General features: G+C 39.5%; 16 protein-coding genes. 7 read left to right on the top strand and 9 right to left on the bottom strand.

The features are described 5' to 3' along the window. Positions 1-157 precede the first annotated feature (157 nt). Together B9T33_RS05935 and B9T33_RS05940 are read left to right on the top strand one after the other, a co-directional pair. The gene (locus B9T33_RS05935) at positions 158-1,588 is read left to right on the top strand and encodes a pyridoxal phosphate-dependent aminotransferase (protein WP_086178032.1); all 1,431 of its coding nucleotides are present in this window, start codon (positions 158-160) and stop codon (positions 1,586-1,588) included. Positions 1,589-1,799: 211 nt separating this feature from the next. Beyond that, positions 1,800-2,981: a YbfB/YjiJ family MFS transporter gene (locus B9T33_RS05940; RefSeq protein ID WP_086178033.1), complete on the top strand. Its 1,182-nt coding sequence runs from the start codon at positions 1,800-1,802 to the stop codon at positions 2,979-2,981. 274 nt (positions 2,982-3,255) lie between these two features. Here the strand turns inward: B9T33_RS05940 and B9T33_RS16450 are convergent, their stop codons facing one another. Continuing rightward, positions 3,256-3,426, bottom strand: a complete 171-nt coding sequence (locus B9T33_RS16450) for a hypothetical protein (protein ID WP_171263585.1) — start codon at positions 3,424-3,426, stop codon at positions 3,256-3,258. A 363-nt stretch (positions 3,427-3,789) separates the two neighbouring features. Further along, complete coding sequence (gene icd, locus B9T33_RS05945; protein ID WP_086178034.1) at positions 3,790-5,043, bottom strand: NADP-dependent isocitrate dehydrogenase; 1,254 nt, start codon at positions 5,041-5,043, stop codon at positions 3,790-3,792. A gap of 194 nt (positions 5,044-5,237) precedes the next feature. On the opposite strand from icd, the gene B9T33_RS05950 reads away from it, so the two are divergent. Next, on the top strand, positions 5,238-6,026 hold the full coding sequence (locus tag B9T33_RS05950) for a pseudouridine synthase (RefSeq protein ID WP_086178035.1): 789 nt from the start codon (positions 5,238-5,240) through the stop codon (positions 6,024-6,026). Between the two features lie 152 nt (positions 6,027-6,178). Further along, on the top strand, positions 6,179-7,207 hold the full coding sequence (locus tag B9T33_RS05955; protein ID WP_086178036.1) for an ELM1/GtrOC1 family putative glycosyltransferase: 1,029 nt from the start codon (positions 6,179-6,181) through the stop codon (positions 7,205-7,207). Positions 7,208-7,324: 117 nt separating this feature from the next. Here the strand turns inward: B9T33_RS05955 and B9T33_RS05960 are convergent, their stop codons facing one another. Further along, a complete protein-coding gene (locus B9T33_RS05960) occupies positions 7,325-9,028 on the bottom strand; it encodes a M61 family metallopeptidase (protein ID WP_086178037.1) in 1,704 nt (567 codons plus the stop codon). 180 nt (positions 9,029-9,208) lie between these two features. Between B9T33_RS05960 and B9T33_RS05965 the strand changes: the two genes are divergently transcribed. The 3 genes from B9T33_RS05965 to B9T33_RS05975 all read left to right on the top strand — a co-directional run bounded on the left by B9T33_RS05965 (position 9,209) and on the right by B9T33_RS05975 (position 12,543). Then, a complete protein-coding gene (locus B9T33_RS05965) occupies positions 9,209-10,522 on the top strand; it encodes a D-alanyl-D-alanine carboxypeptidase PBP6B (RefSeq protein WP_086178038.1) in 1,314 nt (437 codons plus the stop codon). Positions 10,523-10,622: 100 nt separating this feature from the next. Beyond that, entirely contained in the window at positions 10,623-11,924 is a 1,302-nt protein-coding gene (locus B9T33_RS05970) for an NAD(P)/FAD-dependent oxidoreductase (RefSeq protein ID WP_086178039.1), read from the top strand. A gap of 136 nt (positions 11,925-12,060) precedes the next feature. Then, positions 12,061-12,543, top strand: coding sequence for an FKBP-type peptidyl-prolyl cis-trans isomerase (locus tag B9T33_RS05975; protein ID WP_086178040.1), 483 nt, complete (start codon positions 12,061-12,063; stop codon positions 12,541-12,543). 190 nt (positions 12,544-12,733) lie between these two features. Here B9T33_RS05975 and B9T33_RS05980 read toward each other — a convergent pair whose 3' ends face one another. The 6 genes from B9T33_RS05980 to B9T33_RS06005 form a co-directional block, all read right to left on the bottom strand. After that, positions 12,734-13,513, bottom strand: coding sequence for a M48 family metallopeptidase (locus B9T33_RS05980; RefSeq protein WP_086178041.1), 780 nt, complete (start codon positions 13,511-13,513; stop codon positions 12,734-12,736). A 113-nt stretch (positions 13,514-13,626) separates the two neighbouring features. Then, positions 13,627-13,935, bottom strand: coding sequence for a hypothetical protein (locus tag B9T33_RS05985; RefSeq protein ID WP_086178042.1), 309 nt, complete (start codon positions 13,933-13,935; stop codon positions 13,627-13,629). Positions 13,936-14,034: 99 nt separating this feature from the next. Next, positions 14,035-14,838, bottom strand: a complete 804-nt coding sequence (locus B9T33_RS05990; protein WP_086178043.1) for a M48 family metallopeptidase — start codon at positions 14,836-14,838, stop codon at positions 14,035-14,037. A gap of 206 nt (positions 14,839-15,044) precedes the next feature. Then, positions 15,045-16,364 (bottom strand): adenylosuccinate synthase, encoded by a 1,320-nt coding sequence (locus B9T33_RS05995; protein WP_086178044.1) that lies wholly within the window; start codon positions 16,362-16,364, stop codon positions 15,045-15,047. 65 nt (positions 16,365-16,429) lie between these two features. Further along, positions 16,430-17,596, bottom strand: coding sequence for an ATP phosphoribosyltransferase regulatory subunit (locus B9T33_RS06000; RefSeq protein WP_086178045.1), 1,167 nt, complete (start codon positions 17,594-17,596; stop codon positions 16,430-16,432). Between the two features lie 323 nt (positions 17,597-17,919). After that, the gene (locus B9T33_RS06005) at positions 17,920-18,375 is read right to left on the bottom strand and encodes an Lrp/AsnC family transcriptional regulator (RefSeq protein ID WP_086178046.1); all 456 of its coding nucleotides are present in this window, start codon (positions 18,373-18,375) and stop codon (positions 17,920-17,922) included. Between the last annotated feature and the right edge of the window lie 76 nt (positions 18,376-18,451).

Raw genomic sequence — 18,451 nt, forward strand, 5'->3', positions numbered from 1 at the left:
CTAGTCTTTATTCAACAATTTACAAAATCAATATAATGCTCCAAAAAAGCAAAAAGTAAGCAAAAATTAAAATCAGTGAGCAATTATAAATATTAAATGCTTTTTTGTGAGCAAAATAAGTGATAATCTTATTCTGACTCTTGCTCAGGATTAAAAAATGTCGCAGAAAAAGAGCGTAATTTTTAAAAATCTGCTGCCCGTGATTAAGCAATATCAACAGGCAGGGTTTACGCATGAAAAAATTGTTGCTTTACTTAAAGATGAACACCATCTTGATTTGGTAACAACAGAGACATTTAAAAGCTATTTATACCGTTATGCAAAAGAGACTTCCACTCCTTCCGAGACTATAAAAATGCCGAACACTATCAACACCCCACGCGAAATTAAGAAATCGTCTAAGCTTGAGCATGTATGCTACGACATTCGCGGACCAGTGTTACGAGCAGCCAATGAAATGGAAGAAGCTGGCCACAAAATTATTAAACTGAATATTGGTAACCCTGCTCCATTTGGCTTTGAAGCACCGCAAGAAATTATTAACGACGTTGCGTTAAACCTACCGAATGCGATTGGTTATACCGACTCAAAAGGGATTTTCCCTGCGCGTAAAGCCATCTGTCAGTATTACCAACAAAAAGGCATCCTCAACATGCACGTTAATGACGTGTATGTGGGCAATGGCGTATCTGAACTGATTGTTATGGCCATGCAAGGCTTGCTCGATGATGGCGATGAAATGCTCGTACCGATGCCTGACTATCCACTTTGGACAGCAGCAGTTAACCTCTCTGGTGGTACAGCAATTCACTATAAATGCGATGAAGAAAATTTCTGGTATCCAGACATTGCTGACATGGAAAGCAAAATCACACCGAATACGCGCGGTATCGTGATCATTAACCCAAACAACCCAACAGGTGCAGTATATCCACGTCATGTGCTTGAGCAGATTGTTGCTTTAGCTAAAAAATATGATTTGATTTTATTTGCTGATGAAATTTACGACAAAATCGTTTATGACGGCATTGAACATGTATCAGTTGCTGCATTAGCGGGTGACCAACTTTGCGTATCCTTCAACGGTCTCTCTAAGGCTTACCGTATTGCAGGTTACCGCTCAGGTTGGATGGCAATTACTGGCGATAAATCACGTGCTCTTGATTACATCGAAGGCTTAGACATGTTGGCGTCTATGCGTCTTTGTGCGAACCATCAAGCACAGTATGCGATTCAAACAGCTTTGGGTGGTTACCAATCGATTAATGACTTGATCCGTCCGGGCGGTCGTTTATACGAGCAGCGCAACATTGCTTGGGAAATGTTGAATGATATTCCTGGCGTGTCATGTGTTAAACCTGAAGGCGCGATGTATTGCTTCCCGCGCTTAGACCCTGAAGTGTATCCAATTCAAGATGATGAAAAATTCATGCTGGATTTCTTAAAAGCTGAAAAAGTCCTATTAGTACAAGGTACAGGCTTTAACTGGCCAACGCCTGATCATTTCCGTGTAGTGTTCTTACCTGCTGAAAATGAACTGCGTGAAGCTTTAACACGTTTAAGCCGTTTCTTGGCAAAAATGCGTTAATGTGACAAAAGCTTAAGTTTAAAAAACCGCACAGTGTGCGGTTTTTTTATGCCAATCTTTTTAACAGCCTTATGCTGAGATCGTTTGCTTTTTTCAACAATCACACATATTTAACCACTATAGACTTTAGTTCGACATTCAAACAATGTTGAATATTCAAAAGCTTATTTATGTTAATTTTTAACCAATCATAAAATAATATGAGCACAGGATGTTCTCAAACAAAATCAAACTCAGCCTCTTTCTCTGTCTGAGCATGTGCCTAGGTATCGGGATACTTCGCTTTTCTTATACCGCCCTACTTCCTTCGACCCGCGAAGCTTTTGGCTGGAGTGCAGGTTTTGCCAGTATGCTCGGTAGTGCAAATTTATTGGGTTACTTGATTGGTGCATTTTGGGCAATGAAACTCCCTCAAAATAAGACCATGACCACTTATATTCAAATTGCAGCAGCTTTTGGAACCCTAAGTTTAGCAAGCTGTGCTTGGGGTGGATTCCCTGAATTTTGGTATGTATTTTGGCGAATCATTTCTGGCATCAGTGGTGGGTTATTAATGATTTTATCACCAAGTGTAGTTGCTCAGTGTAGCCAACTACAGGACCGTTTTAAAATTAACTTTGTCGGGTTTAGCGGGATTGGACTGGGTGTGTTAATGGCAACCCTCTTTTTACCCTATATTAAGCAAATTTCAATTCAGTATGCTTGGCTCATTCTATTTTCGTTTGCTTTAACAATTTGTATTTTTTTAAGTTATCTAATAAAAAACCTTAAAAAACAATTACATGAACAAGTAGCTGCTATCCAAACTGAAGAAAAGCTTGGTGGCATATTTTATTGTCTTTTACTGGTATACAGCACGAGTGCATTTGCCTATGTGCCACATTCTTTATTTTGGATTGATTACCTCAGCCATACGCTTCAACTTTCCCCGCTCGGGATTAATTTCAACTGGATTTTATATGGTATAGGCAGTGCCTTAGGCGCTTTTACTGCATACGCCTTTGCACAAAAATTTGGCAACATCACCGCTTTAAAAATTTTATATAGCACCTATGTCATCGCAATTTTTGTTGCTGTACTAAATTTTAATCCTTTATTTACTTTTATCTCCTCATTTTTAACTGGGTTATTAAACCCCGCTGTGGTTTTTCTAACCTCGTATACGATTTTACAAATCTATGGCGCTGCCTATAAAAAACTTTGGAGTATCGCCACCTTATGTTTTGCAATCGTACAACTGGTAGGTGGTCTGAGTTTTAGCTTTTTACAACATATCGGCGCCAGTTATTCACAGCAATTTATTTTGGCTGCAGCAGTGCTATTGATTGGCACATTACAACTTTTTTGGTTTACACGCCGAGAACAAGGCTTACAGCCCCCTCATACGCAATAAACTTTCAAGCTCAACAGAAAAGCCTGCAGATGCAGGCTTTTCGTTATTCAATATGTTAATTGGGCTACAACTTTTTAAGTTGCTTCTTAATTTTCTTCAAAGCCGAATTATGCTTTGAAATTTTATTCAACCTCGCTTTCATTTCCTTTTTCAAAGATTTCTTTTTAGACAATGTACTCTCCTTTTCGTCTACTGAAAAAATAGATTTCATCTTAATTTTAAAATGAAATTTCAATATCTAAATGGGCAAATGCATCAATACTTGAGTCACAATTTAATGTTGCTGCCGCTGATTTCTTTGATGCGGCTGCTGTTTTTGTTTCTTCTGTTGTTGCTGATCATCTTGCGGTTGCTGTTGCTGCTGTTGCTGATCGTCTTGTTGATCTCTTTGATGCTTTTGATCGGATTGTTGATCTTGTTGCTGCTGTTGTTGTTTACGAGTCATTGCATTTCTCCGTTACCAACTAAAAAAGTATCATCAAGTATTTCTACTGTAGGACAACAACCAATGTACCGCTAATACCTTAAGAACCAAGTCATGAAATGTTTCGAAATACGTCATTGTAAAATGTAACGACGATAATTATTTGCAAATCAATCCACATGCTTTTTTGTAATTACGAAAGTTCACTCGATTGGTATGCTTATATACTTTTAGTAACATGATTGGGCGACCTAATCCCTGATGCTTAACCCTTTTAAATCACTTTTGGTGTCTAGCTTCACTTGAGTAAAGAACAAGGATCAAACATAAAAAAGGACCGATCAATGAACAGTCCTTAATGAAATATCAAATTTGTTTGGCAAATCAGTCCATATGATCAATGATGGCTTGTCCAAATTCAGAACAGCGCAATAATTTTGCACCTTGCATCAATCGCTCAAAATCATAGGTCACTGTTTTTGCTTCTATCGCAGCTGAAATACCTTTAATGATTAAATCTGCTGCTTCAAGCCAGCCCATATTACGTAACATCATTTCTGCTGAAAGGATAATTGAACCCGGATTGACTTTATCCAGTCCTGCGTATTTAGGTGCTGTGCCATGTGTAGCTTCATAGACTTGGACGGCACCACCGATATTCGCGCCCGGCGCAATACCGATTCCCCCCACTTCAGCAGCAAGTGCGTCCGAAATATAATCACCATTTAAATTTAAGGTCGCAATCACCGAATAATCCGTCGGACGCATGAGGATCTGCTGTAGGAAAGCATCGGCAATGACATCTTTAATAATGATGTCTTTACCTGTCCGAGGATTTTTAATTTTCACCCAAGGCCCACCATCTAGTAATTCCCCACCAAAACGCTCTAATGCAACTTCGTAGCCCCATTCTTTAAAGGCACCTTCGGTATATTTCATGATATTACCTTTATGCACTAAAGTGACATTCGGCTTATCATTTTCAATAGCGAATTGAATCGCCTTACGTACCAAACGCTGCGACCCCTCTTTTGAAACAGGTTTAATCCCAATACCGCAGTTGTCTTCAAAGCGGATTTTTGTCACACCCATTTCTTCTTTAAGGAGTTTAATAATCTTTTTCGCTTCAGGTGAGTCTGCTTGCCACTCGATTCCAGCATAAATATCTTCTGAATTTTCACGAAAAATCACCATATCAGTACTTTCAGGATGCTGCACAGGTGAAGGTACACCTTTAAACCAGCGCACTGGGCGTACACAGACGTATAAATCAAGTTCTTGCCGCAATGCGACATTGAGCGAGCGAATACCGCCACCGACTGGTGTGGTTAATGGACCTTTAATCGATACGACATAATCACGGAGTGCTTCAAAAGTTTCCTCAGGCATATACGTGCCATAAATCTTATTGGCTTTTTCTCCACAATAAATTTCCATCCATTCTATGGCACGTTTTCCGCCATAGGCTTTTTGAACAGCGGCATTCACCACATTTTTCATTACGGGGGTAATATCCCCCCCGATTCCATCACCTTCAATATATGGAATAATTGGGTTATTGGGAACATTAAGTGATAAATCTGAATTGACGGTAATTTTAGTCCCATCCACTGGAACGACAATTTTCTGATAACCCATAATCAAGGTTCTCCCTGAGTTGTGAGTGAAATGAAAAAATAAATGCCAATAGGCAACACTTTTAATTGGTCTTCACGCATAATACTCTAATCCAAATCCACCCTATTTGAGATTTAGATGGGAAATAGCTGAATTTCCCAATTGAATAAATCTTCACCAATTTAAATTATTGTTATTTACAGAAGTTATTTACTATGAAAATCGTCATCTTAAATAAACCATTTGACGTGCTCTCCCAATTCCGTAAAGACGAAGCACATATGACGATCTCCGACTTTGTCGATGATCCTACGCTTCGTATTGCTGGTCGTTTAGACATGGACTCAGAAGGTCTTGTGTTTCTAACCGATCACGGCGGTTTAAACCAATACATTACCAATCCAGCCAACAAAAAGTTTAAAACTTATGTCGTTCAACTCGACGGTGATGTTACAGAAGAAGCACTTGAGCAACTTCGTAAAGGGGTTGAACTTAAAGATGGTATAACCCTACCAGCGAAAGCAATCAAAATTCCACAACCAGAATGGCTTTGGGATCGAGATCCTCCGGTTCGTTTCCGTGCCAACATTCCAACGTCATGGGTTGAAATTCAAATTTGTGAAGGTCGTAACCGTCAAGTGCGTCGTATGACTTCTGCTGTTGGCTTCCCAACCCTGCGATTAATTCGTACACGTATTGGTGGCATTGACATCATACAAATGGGTCTTGAACCTGGCGAGACCAAAGATATCGAACCATTGTTATACCCTGACTTCCAAAATGTTCCAGCAGAAGAGCCATACCGTTCACGTTCTTATGTGAAAAAACCAGGTGGTACAGGTGGTAAACCTATGGTTCGCAAGAACAAAGATGGTTCTGTTAAAAAATCTGGTACTAAACGTATTTGGCAAATGGATGACAGCGAGAAACCAAAACGCCGTACCAATGGTACAACGCGTCCAAATACCAAAGCGCCACGTGGTCGCGGACGTAATGGTCGTTAAAGCCTTATAACTAAGTCCAAAAATCCCACTCATGAGTGGGATTTTTTATTTTCATTTTTGTAATAACAGTAACAATAATTTAAGAAAATTTTCATATTTCATCTCTAGAATAAGCTATAACATTAGAAACGTTGATTATTTAAACAGCAAAAATGCACAGCATATCAAAGCAAAACAGAAGTAAAGTTTTAGTCATTCACGACAATCGTATTGGGCATTTAAATCCATCCCTTGCAGTCGCAGAAATGATCGAAAAACGCTTTTATCTCCATCCGGAGCAGTTTGCAATACCAACACTGCCTAAACGGACTGTGAGTATTTTTAAGAAATTGTCTCATTTCCCACGTCTGTTTAATGCGCTTGGGCGTTTATATTTTAAATTTCTGCCTAAATCCTTAGAGCATACGGATGTCATCGTCTGTTCAGGCATGCCGAATTTGATTTACGGTGCCTATTTATCTCAACGTTTTAACATTCCTCTCATCTATGCTGGTGGTACACGAAAATTTAATTGGCGTTTAATTGACTGGACCATTACCACGATTCCAGAAAAGCATACTGGTCGACAAATTATTATCCCTACTGGTGCTGTACCATCAAAAATTACTCGTTTAGCGCATATTCCATCAGAACATGAAGCATGTTTGCTGATTGGTGGGCCTACACACGAATATCCTTTTACTGCACAAGATTTTAGTAAAATGATTACTGAGTTCAGCAAATTTGTAGATCAACACAAAATGAAAGCTACTGTCGTGATATCGCGAAGAACTCCTGCGCTTTCAGCCGAATCGATTCAATTACTTGAAACCAAACACATTGAACTGGTTTGTCCATCATCTAAAACTTCGATTTGTGATGTATTAAAACGTAGTGAGTATATTTTTGTCACAGAAGATAGTGCAACGATGCTCTCTGAATCAATTCAAACTGGTCGCATTGTGATTTCAGTTTGTCGTGAAGATTCTGTAGCAGATGAAATGATTCAAGGTTATCTAGAACAACAATTGATTCAAAGAAAATCCATTTCAAAATTAACTGAAGCAGAGGCAATTAAACCTAAACTTCAAGCACAGCAAATTGAGCAGATAATTACTCAGCATTTAGCAGATGATTTGAACACAATGAGTCAAGATTTGAGTTTTTATAATTGTCATGCGCGGAAAGTGGTAGTGTATTAAAAACTTACTAAATAGTAATTTTTTAATCGCTTTGCTAACGATTTTATACATTGATCAAGTTAAATAAAAACCCATACCGAAGTATGGGTTTTATATGAGCAGTCATTTCGATTCAAATTAAGCTTTCAGCCATTTTTCAACTTTAGCTTGATCTTCTACTTTCAGTTCCACTTCAGTCAGTTCTGAACCTGCTGCTGTCACATCAAAACGCATTAACTCATCACGGCGGAATGCCAGCACAGTGTAGCTGCCATCTTGTTTGGCATATTTTTCAGCCAATTTCACCGATGCTTTTAGACCATCAATCGCAATAATCACGTCATTGGCAGACAATCCTGCTTTTGCTGCTACACCATCACGACGAGCTGACTGAACCAACACACCTTCAGGTTTATCGGCCAGTTTTAAACCAAATGGCAATGATTTGTCATTTTTTAGCGTATAGCTCAGACCAAACTCAGGGAACAGCTGATCTAGCGGCAATTCATCGGTAGTATTAATCAAGTGATTAATTTGCTCTAACCAGTTATCGCCAGTAAGCGCATTACACAACTCAAAAATAGTACGCTCGTTGACTTGAATGCCATTTTGCGCATTTTCATACAGCTTACGCATTAAGGCATCAAGGCTAGAACCGCGCAAGCGAAGTCCTAAGTCTAAACATAAGGCAACAAGACAACCTTTATTGTAGTAGCTTGTACCTGCATTATTTGAGTTTTCATCCTGACGGTAGAATTTCACCCACGCATCAAAACTTGATTCTGAAACGCTTTGAATTTCACGACCCGGATTTTGCAAATAACGATCAATCTGTGCTTTTAACAGCTTGATATATGATTCTTGATTGATCACACCACTACGAAGCAAGATCAAGTCATCGTAATAAGAAGTAAATCCTTCAAAAATCCAAAGCAAAGAAGTATAGCCTTCTTTGTTCAAATCATAATTCACGAAATTTTCTGGACGAATAAATTTCACTAACCATGAATGGAAATATTCATGACTGCAAAGCCCTAAGAAACGCTGATAATCTGCCGATGGTTCTTCTAGCTCATTGGCTTTCGGCAAATCATCACGCGGTGTGATGAGACTAGTACTGTTCGGATGTTCCAAACCACCATAGCTGTTGCCAGTTGCCATGGTCATAAAGGTATAGTCTTTAAATGGTGCTGAACCAAACATTGAAATTTCAGTCGAACAAATTTTTTCAATGTCTTTTTGCATGCGCTGTGCATTCATTGCATGTTGACCAGACACCACAAATTCGTGTGGAATGCCATTAGCCTCAAAACTAAAACGAGTTTGATCTGCCAACTCAAATGGTGCGTCGATCAATTGTGCATAATTAGCCGCATATAATGTAAAACGACCTTTGACCAAGCTTTTAGATTTAAGCCCTGTTGCCAATTGGAAATGTTTTAGTTCAGGCGGCAAGAAGACTTCGACTTCAATTGCAGACTCTTCCTGCCCTTCTAAACCTAAACATGCACATGCTGGATTGACATATAAACGGTTTTGATCGACATAAGCGCCGCGCACTGAAAGATCAAACACATAGACATCATATTCAACCGTTATAAGTTCATGATCGGTATTAAATAATCGCCATTTATTTTTCTCAAACTTTTGAATCTGTAGCAAACGACCATCTTCATCATACGCACGGACAGCTTCAATGTGCTTTGAAAACTCCCGAATCAAATAACTTCCGGGTATCCACGATGGTAAAGAAAGAACCTGTGTTGGATTTGCCAAGAAGCGTGCAGTCACATGGACTAAATGCTGACGATAATCGTCAAATTCGATTTGATAATGCAACATAATGGGCGATATAAAATAAATAAAAGATAACTTATCAATTAGATTAACATTTTTTACAACTGAATGCGGAACTGTCGCAATTGTCTACAATTATGACTAGTCAGCAGAAAAAAAAAGGCATAGCATGCCTAAAAATTTTTTCGTTTTACCACCAACGGAATGGTTGGTTAAGGAACCTCATTGAAACACGTGATCTACCTCATCGCGGCGCTCAGCTTTTTGTGCTCCACGATCGCAAATGCAGCCCTCTTAAATATCGTACCTGAAACTGTTGAAGCGGAAGCTTGGACAATTCTTGACCCCCAATCGGGTCAAGTCATTGCTGAACATAATAGCCATGTTCAACGTGCTCCTGCCTCACTTACTAAAATGATGGTGGCGTATATTGCTTTAAAGGAAATTAAAGCTGGTCATTTGCGCAAGGATGAAATTCTCACTGCGACGCCTGTAGTACAAGTGGTGCAATGGGACGAATCACAAATGTATTTGAAGCAAGGCGAACAAATTTCTATAGATCAACTTCTTGCTGGTTTAGTGGTAATGTCGGCAAATGATGCTGCGGTCACTTTAGCTGAACGGATTTCAGGTGACATTCCTCGCTTTATTGAACGTATGAACAAAGAAGCCAAAGCTTTGGGCATGAATGACACCCATTTTCAAAACCCAGCCGGTATCACGATGCCTGAGCATTACTCATCTGCTGCCGATTTAGCGCGTTTAGGTCAAGCCTTAGTGACTGAAACACCAGATTATTTAAACTATTCAAAACAACAAAGTTTTAGCTATAACCAACATTTCCATCGTGCAACCAACATCCTACTCAAACAAGATCCTACTGTAGATGGCTTAAAAACTGGATTTACCAAAGCTGCAGGCCATAATCTTGCCTTAACAGCCAATCGTCTTACAGGTCATCCAGATGCTCCAGAGCGTCGTTTAATTGTGGTAGTGCTCGGTACGAAAAGCGGGCTAAAACGTGCTGAAGTTGCGCATCGCCTAATGAACTTAGCCTACACCTATACTCGCAATGAAGTTGCAATTAAAGATCGCCAACTCATTGCCGAACTCCCTGTGGTGAAATCAACACTTAAAATGTTTAAGGTTGAAACTCAACAACCCAAACTGATTACTACATCATTATACGATCAAGCTTACGCCATCGATTTACAGGCTTTTGACCAAGCACAGCAGCGTATTATGCTCAATACTGGAAATAGTCAAATTCAGGCAATTGAACCTTTGCATGAAACACAGACTAAACTGAATGTCGAAATGAACGCAAAACAGCTCACTGCGCCGTTGGCTGAAGTAATGAAATTAGCAACGGTGAATGTTTATCAAAACAACCAGCTGATCAACAGCTTTGATATTGAAGATGATGTACAAATTGAAGAAGCCAATATTTTCGAACGCTTCTTTATGTGGATTAAAAGTTTGTTCAGTATCTTTTCTAGTGATACTTCCGAGCTTAAAACCTACCCTGTAGGTCAATGATGTGATTATGTAACTTGTAAGACAATTCAATATTGCGAGTAAAAAGAAGATGGCATACTGATGCCATCTTCTTTTTTTACAATAATAAATAGGTATTTCAATGAATAACGTGGATAACACCAAGTTACATCATATCGTGATCGTCGGTGGTGGCGCAGGTGGTTTAGAACTTGTTACGCAACTGGGAGATTTAATTGGTAAGAAAAAAAAAGCTCGCATTACCTTGGTCGATATGAAACTAACCCATGTTTGGAAACCGCTATTACATGAAATTGCTGCGGGCACGATGTCCGTCAGTGAAGAAGAAATTAATTATTTTGCACATGCGGCAAAACATCATTATGAATTTGTATTGGCCAAATTTGAAAATGTTGACCCAGTAAACAAACAGATTCAACTCAGTACAATACAGCTTGGTAAATATGAATCAGCACAGGAACAGCTCACTTTAAACTACGACACTCTCGTTTTAGCTGTGGGTTCTGTCTCTAATGATTTTAATACACCTGGCGTATATGAACACTGCCATTATCTTGACAGCTTACAACAGGCGGAAATTTTTCAGCAAGATCTACTGCAGCTCTATTTAGATGCTCAAAACAATAATACTGAACGTGATTTAAAAATCGCCATTATTGGCGCAGGTGCAACTGGTGTTGAATTGTCTGCCGAGTTGGTTGAGGCTAAACATAATTTTTACAAATATGGCTTGAATAAAATCCATCCCAAAAGTGTGCAAATCAATTTAATTGAAGGTGCAGATCGAATACTTCCTGCACTGCCTGAAAAAATGGCTGAACATGCGCAGCAGCAACTACAACGCATGAAAATTGAAGTACTCACATCTAAGCGAGTTGAAAAAGTTGATGCTGAGAATGTTTATTTTAATGATGGCAGTCGTATTAAAGCAGAATTAAAAGTCTGGGCTGCAGGCATTAAAACACCTGAAGTCATATCCAAACTGGAAGGTTTTGAAAAAGACCGCATGGGGCGTTTAAGTGTCTATGCCACTTTACAAACTAAAGCCTATCCCGACATTTTTGCCTTTGGTGATTGTGCACAATGCCAGCCACGTGCGGATGAGCCTGTACTTGGACCACGTGCGCAAGTTGCAAGCCAACAGGCTTCTTTTCTTGTCGATTGCTTAAAAGCACGAATACGTGGTCAACAGCTACCCATGTTTGTATTTTCAGACAAAGGCTCATTGGTTTCCCTGAGTAAACGTAAAGCTGTAGGTGAACTACTTGGGCAAGTCAATATTCAAGGTTTCGTGGCAAAGTCGATGTACGTTTCGCTCTACCGTATGCATCAAGCGACAATCTACGGTTATGCCCATGCAGGTTTACTGACAGCCAAAGATTTTGTTACACGAAAAATTGCGCCAAAAATTAAATTGCATTGAAATTTTAATTTTCGCCCCTATTAATGAAAAAAGCACCATAAACACCTGAAAATTGCATTTTTTTGATAAATTTAGTCTACAAAAATGTAATTTCACTTTATGATGTAACCCTTAAAAAATTGAATGGATCAATAACATGACTGCTATTGCAAATAACTCTGTGGTTTCTTTCCACTACACATTGACTAATGCAGAGGGTGAAACTCTCGACCAATCTCAAGGTGAGCCACTAGCATATTTGCACGGCGCTGGTAACATCATCCCAGGTCTAGAAAAAGCACTTGAAGGCAAAACAGTTGGCGAAAAATTCACTGTAAACGTTCCTGCAGCTGAAGGTTATGGCGAATACAACCCTGACCTAGTTCAAGAAGTTCCTGCTCAAATGTTCCAAGGCGTGGACAACATCCAAGCTGGTATGCAATTCCAAGCTCAAACTGATGACGGCGTTCAAATCGTTACTGTTAAAGCAGTTGAAGGCGACAACGTTGTTGTTGATGCTAACTTCCCACTTGCTGGTCAAGATTTGACTTTCGAAGTTGAAATCGTTGAAATCCGTGAAGCTTCTGCTGAAGAACTTGAACACGGTCACGTACACGGTGTAGGTGGTCACCACCACTAAGATCTTTTAGATCGACATCGAAAAGGCAAAGTTTTTACTTTGCCTTTTTTTATTGCTGAATTTAGATCATTTTATGCCCACAAGATCTTTTCAATTTAATACCTACAATTTTGTCATTCAAAAATAGGCAAATAATTTTAAAGCATTAAAAAAGCAGGCGATTGCCTGCTTTAATTCAGTTGCCTCAGCATTATTTACGTTGGTTATAAACTTGCTGTGCTGCAGGTAAGTTTTTGCGCATCGCATCAATACGTTGTGAGTTCGAAGGGTGAGTCGAAAGGAACGATGCTCCGCCCGCACCTTCAAGTTTATTCATTTTTTCCCAAAGGGTAATAGCCGCTTGTGGGTTATATCCTGCACGCGCCATCAGCATTAAACCGCCTTGGTCAGCACGGCTTTCTAGTGAGCGCGAATAAGGTAGACCTACACCAATTTGACTACCCAATTGTGCAGCTGCTGTGCCTAACTGACCTACATTACTGCCTGCTGCATTTAAACCGATGTTTAATGCAAGGTCTGTCAGGGCTTGTGCACCCAATTTACTTTTCGCATGTTCTTCAAGTGCATGCACCATTTCATGGCCCATTACTGCCGCAATTTCAGCATCCGTTAAATTGAGTTTGTTCACAATGCCTGTATAGAACACAACCTTACCGCCTGGCGCAACAAAGGCGTTAACTTGATCTGATTTCATCACAGCAAGCTGCCATTGGAATGCTTGACCTGTTTGGTTCATTTGGTTCGCAACTGGGCGAAGTTTTTGGAATACAGTATTAATACGTTTATAGGTATTTGATGAGGTATCCAACTGGTTTTTAGAACGCGCTTCAGTGACCATTTGGTTATAACTTTGCGTTGCTTGGGCATTTAAAGTTGCAGAATCAGCACCTGCCATATCTGCAAACGTTGCACAGCCCGAAATAGTGATCACACTCGCCATACAAACGCTCGCGAAAATTATTTTTTTCATCAAGGTTACTCCAGACCATTAAAATATAAGTAAATAATTTCAATATTATATTCTTATGACATGGAGCTTAAAGCGAATATATAGCGTTAAATAATAGTATTTATGTAACTTTCTTAAACCAAAAACTGCAGCGCCAACCAGTAAACTAAACAAATAACATTCAAGCCAAGATAAACATTCAGCATCGGCTTTATTTTAATTTCTAATTGTTCATCTTTACGTTTAAAAAATAGGTAGGCATTTTGAATCAGAATAATTGGAACCAAAATACAGGCAATAATTACCGATAATCCAATCAAAGCTTGATACACAATTGCAGGATCTTGAGTTTGCGCACGAATAATCATCATTGCAATGGTCGGTGCCCCGCCCATTGCAAACAACAAAGAATAAAAAATGGTTGTTGATATATTTTTTTGCATCCAGCAATAACTCTTCCGACTTTAAGTATGCATTTTAGCAACTTCACCTGTGGTGTATAGCTGACTAAAATGCAACTTTAGTCTTGAAATTGTGGCGAATTAACGACGTACACTCGAAGGTGTCGCATTTTTATAATACTGCTGTGCTTCTGGCATCATTTTTTGCATCGCAGCAATACGGTCATTATTACTTGGGTGAGTTGACATAAACTTGCTGAGTGCATCATTTCCACTGTTGTCATTCGCGTTCATTTTTTTCCACAATGAAATGGCTGACTCTGGGTTATAACCCGCCTTCGCCATCATCACCAAACCACCTTTATCTGCACGACTTTCTAAATTACGCGAATATGGTAAGCCCACACCAAACTGGCTACCCAAATCCAGTAAAGTTGCACCATAACCACCTGCTGCATTACCTACATATTGCGCACCAATGCCTACGGCTAAGTTGGTTAATGCGGTTGCACCAATTTTATTTTTTGCATGCTCTTCTAAAGCATGCACCATTTCATGCCCCATGATTGCAGCCACTTCATCATCGGTCAGTTTTAAAGTTTCAACAATCCCTGTGTAAAACACCACTTTGCCACCTGGTGCCACATAGGCGTTAATTTCTTTAGATTTAATAACGGCCACTTTCCAATCAAATGCCTGCCCTGTTTGGTTCATTTGATCTGCAAAAGGTTTCATTTTCAAAAATACACGATTTACTTTTTGATATGTCGCAGACTTTGTATCAAGAACTTGTTTGCTTTGTGCATCTTTCAGCATAGCATTATAAGATTGTGTGGCTTGTAAATTTAATGATGCTGAATCAGCACCGGCCAAATCGGCAATTGTGGTACAACCTGATAAAGAAGCTGCTACGGCAAAACATGCCAAAGATTTTTTATAATTCATCACGATCTCTAATTATTTATAAAGAGTGTCAAATATATACAAAAAATGTCACTTCTCAAGATTTTTGTGATTAATTTTTCAATTTTGTTAATTATCCATTATTTAAATTTAACAATTTATTAAATTCTTAATTTTACTTGAAGAGTTCAAGCAATAAAAAGCCCCGCAAATGCGAGGCCTTTTTACATCATAGATTCAAATGCAAATTAAGCATCGAATGGGTGACGTAGAACAATTGTTTCTTCACGGTCTGGACCAGTAGAAACGATGTCAATTGGACATTCAATTAACTGCTCAATACGATTGATGTAGTTAATTGCATTTTGTGGCAATTGATCAAGTGATTTAGCACCGAAAGTAGACTCAGACCAACCTGGCATAGTTTCGTAGATTGGTTTTAAAGTTTCAAATGCAAGCGCATCTGAAGAACCTACGCAACCTGAATCAGCTGCTTCGTAACCTACACAGATTTTCACTTCTTCTAAACCGTCAAGAACGTCGAGTTTAGTTAAGCAAATACCTGAAAGTGAGTTCACTTCTACAGAACGGCGTAGAATTTCAGCATCAAACCAACCACAACGACGTTGACGGCCTGTAGACGCACCAAATTCTGAACCAACAGTACCCAAGTGTTTACCGATTGCATCACCAACATCGTTAGCAGCATCGTAAACAAGTTCAGTTGGAAATGGACCAGCACCTACACGAGTTGTGTATGCCTTAGTGATACCCAATACATAGTCAAGGTGCAAAGGACCAAGACCAGAACCTGAGCTTACGCCACCAGCAGTTGTGTTTGAAGAAGTAACATACGGATATGTACCATGGTCAACGTCAAGAAGTGAACCTTGCGCGCCTTCAAACATGATTTTTTCACCCGCTTTACGATATTTGTGCAACTCACCAGTTACATCAATTACCATAGGCGCGATTACTTTGCGCCATTCGTCACAAAGTGCAATCACATCTTCAACTTTAACTGCTTCAACACCGAAGAATTGAGTCAATTGGAAGTTATGGTATTCAAGAAGCTCTTCTAATTGAGCTTTAAGATGTTCACCACCACGAACCAAGTCAGCAACACGGATTGCACGACGCGCAACTTTATCTTCATAAGCTGGACCGATACCACGACCTGTCGTACCAATTTTCGCATTACCACGTTTAATTTCACGTGCTTGGTCAAGAGCAATGTGATGTGGAAGAATCAATGGACAGTTTGGAGAAATACGAAGACGCTCACGTACAGGTACGCCTTCTTTCTCAAGAATATCCATCTCTTTGATTAAAGCTTCAGGAGAAAGAACAACACCGTTACCAATTAAGCACAATACGTTTTCACGTAAAATACCAGATGGAATGAGGTGTAATACAGTTTTCTTACCACCAACCACAAGTGTATGACCTGCGTTATGTCCGCCTTGATAACGAACTACCGCAGCCGCTTGATCTGTGAGCAGGTCGACGATCTTACCTTTACCTTCGTCGCCCCATTGGGTACCCAGTACCACAACATTCTTGCCCATAATAGCCTCATTGCATCATGCTGTTAAAATTGAAAAAAGTTTGTGCTCCGAAAAGCACAACGCGATTAAATTTTTTGGATTGTCCACTCACCATTCGCATTCACAAGTTGATGTGTTGCATGTGGAACAGAGTTTAAATCATCATTACCTAACAACTGAACCACACTAAACCCTTCAGTTCGTGCTGCTTCAATTGCATCTAACAAATCTGTTTCGATACCTTTCGGTGCTGCCAAAACTTGGGTTTTCTGAACTTGACCTGCGGTTAACGCATATAAGTCACATGAGAAACCTGTCGCTGGACGTGCACGACCAAAGTGTTCACCGATACCATCATAACGCCCGCCTTTAGCCAAAGGTTCAGCGCGGTTTGGTGCATAAACTGCATACATTAAACCAGTGTGGTAGTGATATGAACGAAGTTCAACGACATCAATACCAATTTGGAGTTCTGGCCAACGCGCTTGGATTGCAGCTTGGGTTGACTTAACCGCGTCAAATGCCAGTTTAAACGCTTCGTCGTTCAGCACTTCAGCACTTAAATTTGCTTGAAGCGAGTCTAAGTCACTTGAGAAACGACCCAAGGTATAAAAATCTTGACCAAAAGGAAGTGTTTGCGTGAACTCAGCCAGCTCTGGTAAAGCCTTACGTTGATACAAGTCAGAAAGTTGACGCTCAATCGCTTTGCTCAAACCAGCTTGCTTCACTAAGCTACGGAATAATCCGACATGCCCTAAATCTAGATGGATACCGTCTGCATGACCTGCTGTTTTAAGCAAGTTAATCATGACATCGATCAATTCAACGTCAGCATCAATGCTGTCGGAACCGAAAAGTTCTGCACCTAATTGTAAAGGTGCACGCGTGGTATTAAATCCCTGAGGCTTAGTATGTAGTACTGTACCAGCGTAGCAATAACGAGCTACCCCTTCGACAGGATGTACATGCGCATCAATACGAGCCACTTGTGGTGTCATATCGGCACGCACACCAAGTAAACGACCTGAAAGTTGATCGATTACTTTAAAAGTGGCTAAGTCTAAATCTTGATTCGATTCTGAAAGAGAAGATAGAGATTCGATGTATTCAATGAATGGCGTGTACACCAACTGATAACCTCGAGATGCGAGGAAATCTAATGCTTTACGACGCAAAGATTCAATCACTTGCGCCTGTTCTGGCAGTACATCAGCTACACCATCAGGTAATAACCATGTCTCTGAAATGGGCATGTTGTAAACCTAAATTCATGTCAGCGCGGAACGAATCCGCATAAAAAAATCGGGAGCACACCCGATTTCTCCTAGTTTAGCACGATAGTTTTCAGCTTGCACACCACTTTTTCACAAAAGATGCACAACCACTTATAGAATAATCAAACTTACTTTTAATTAACTATAAGCATTTGTTTATATGATAATTTTCAGTCTCATTATTCATTATGTTTTCAACCATTTGATAAAAAATAATTCATTAATTTATTCAACAATTGCAAGCTAAAACACTTTTGATAAAAATTAATAGAGTTCAAGCATTTAGATTTTTGCTGAAAACTTTAGCCCAAAGGGAGTGCTGTGGTCTTTTTCACGGTCTGTAAAGGTATTTCAGTTTTGACATTTTGCACGCATTCGATCTGCGTTAAATGGTGAATTTGAAATTTACGATAAGCCTCTAAATCCTCTACGACTATTCTTAAGAAAAAATCACAGTCCCCTGCCATAAGCTGGCATTCAACCACTTCTGGCATACCCCGAATTGCATCAACAAAAGTATTAACTGTATGAGCATCTTGACCTTTTAACCAAATTCGCGCAAATACGGTTAAACCGAGTTTCAACTTAGATGAATTAAGCAAGGCCACATACTTTTCAATATAACCATCGTCCTCAAGTTGTTTTACGCGACGTAAACACGGTGAAGGAGACAAACCAACCAATTGAGCAAGTTCATTATTTTGTAATTTTCCATTCTGTTGTAGTTCTTGCAAGATACGTTTATCAATCTGATCCATCAACTCAGCACTATATTCCAAATATTCACCAAATCTAGCAATATAATGTCTTTTTGTCTGTATTTCTTGCTTAATT

Source organism: Acinetobacter sp. ANC 5054, assembly GCF_002135295.1.
Lineage (GTDB): Bacteria > Pseudomonadota > Gammaproteobacteria > Pseudomonadales > Moraxellaceae > Acinetobacter.

Excerpts from the sequence above, each read along its gene's own strand:
- B9T33_RS05935 (WP_086178032.1), top strand. The coding sequence starts at position 158 with ATGTCGCAGAAAAAGAGCGTAATTTTTAAAAATCTGCTGCCCGTGATT.
- B9T33_RS05940 (WP_086178033.1), top strand. The coding sequence starts at position 1,800 with ATGTTCTCAAACAAAATCAAACTCAGCCTCTTTCTCTGTCTGAGCATG.
- B9T33_RS16450 (WP_171263585.1), bottom strand. The coding sequence starts at position 3,426 with ATGACTCGTAAACAACAACAGCAGCAACAAGATCAACAATCCGATCAA.
- icd (WP_086178034.1), bottom strand. The coding sequence starts at position 5,043 with ATGGGTTATCAGAAAATTGTCGTTCCAGTGGATGGGACTAAAATTACC.
- B9T33_RS05950 (WP_086178035.1), top strand. The coding sequence starts at position 5,238 with ATGAAAATCGTCATCTTAAATAAACCATTTGACGTGCTCTCCCAATTC.
- B9T33_RS05955 (WP_086178036.1), top strand. The coding sequence starts at position 6,179 with ATGCACAGCATATCAAAGCAAAACAGAAGTAAAGTTTTAGTCATTCAC.
- B9T33_RS05960 (WP_086178037.1), bottom strand. The coding sequence starts at position 9,028 with ATGTTGCATTATCAAATCGAATTTGACGATTATCGTCAGCATTTAGTC.
- B9T33_RS05970 (WP_086178039.1), top strand. The coding sequence starts at position 10,623 with ATGAATAACGTGGATAACACCAAGTTACATCATATCGTGATCGTCGGT.
- B9T33_RS05975 (WP_086178040.1), top strand. The coding sequence starts at position 12,061 with ATGACTGCTATTGCAAATAACTCTGTGGTTTCTTTCCACTACACATTG.
- B9T33_RS05980 (WP_086178041.1), bottom strand. The coding sequence starts at position 13,513 with ATGAAAAAAATAATTTTCGCGAGCGTTTGTATGGCGAGTGTGATCACT.
- B9T33_RS05985 (WP_086178042.1), bottom strand. The coding sequence starts at position 13,935 with ATGCAAAAAAATATATCAACAACCATTTTTTATTCTTTGTTGTTTGCA.
- B9T33_RS05990 (WP_086178043.1), bottom strand. The coding sequence starts at position 14,838 with ATGAATTATAAAAAATCTTTGGCATGTTTTGCCGTAGCAGCTTCTTTA.
- B9T33_RS05995 (WP_086178044.1), bottom strand. The coding sequence starts at position 16,364 with ATGGGCAAGAATGTTGTGGTACTGGGTACCCAATGGGGCGACGAAGGT.
- B9T33_RS06000 (WP_086178045.1), bottom strand. The coding sequence starts at position 17,596 with ATGCCCATTTCAGAGACATGGTTATTACCTGATGGTGTAGCTGATGTA.
- B9T33_RS06005 (WP_086178046.1), bottom strand. The coding sequence starts at position 18,375 with ATGGATCAGATTGATAAACGTATCTTGCAAGAACTACAACAGAATGGA.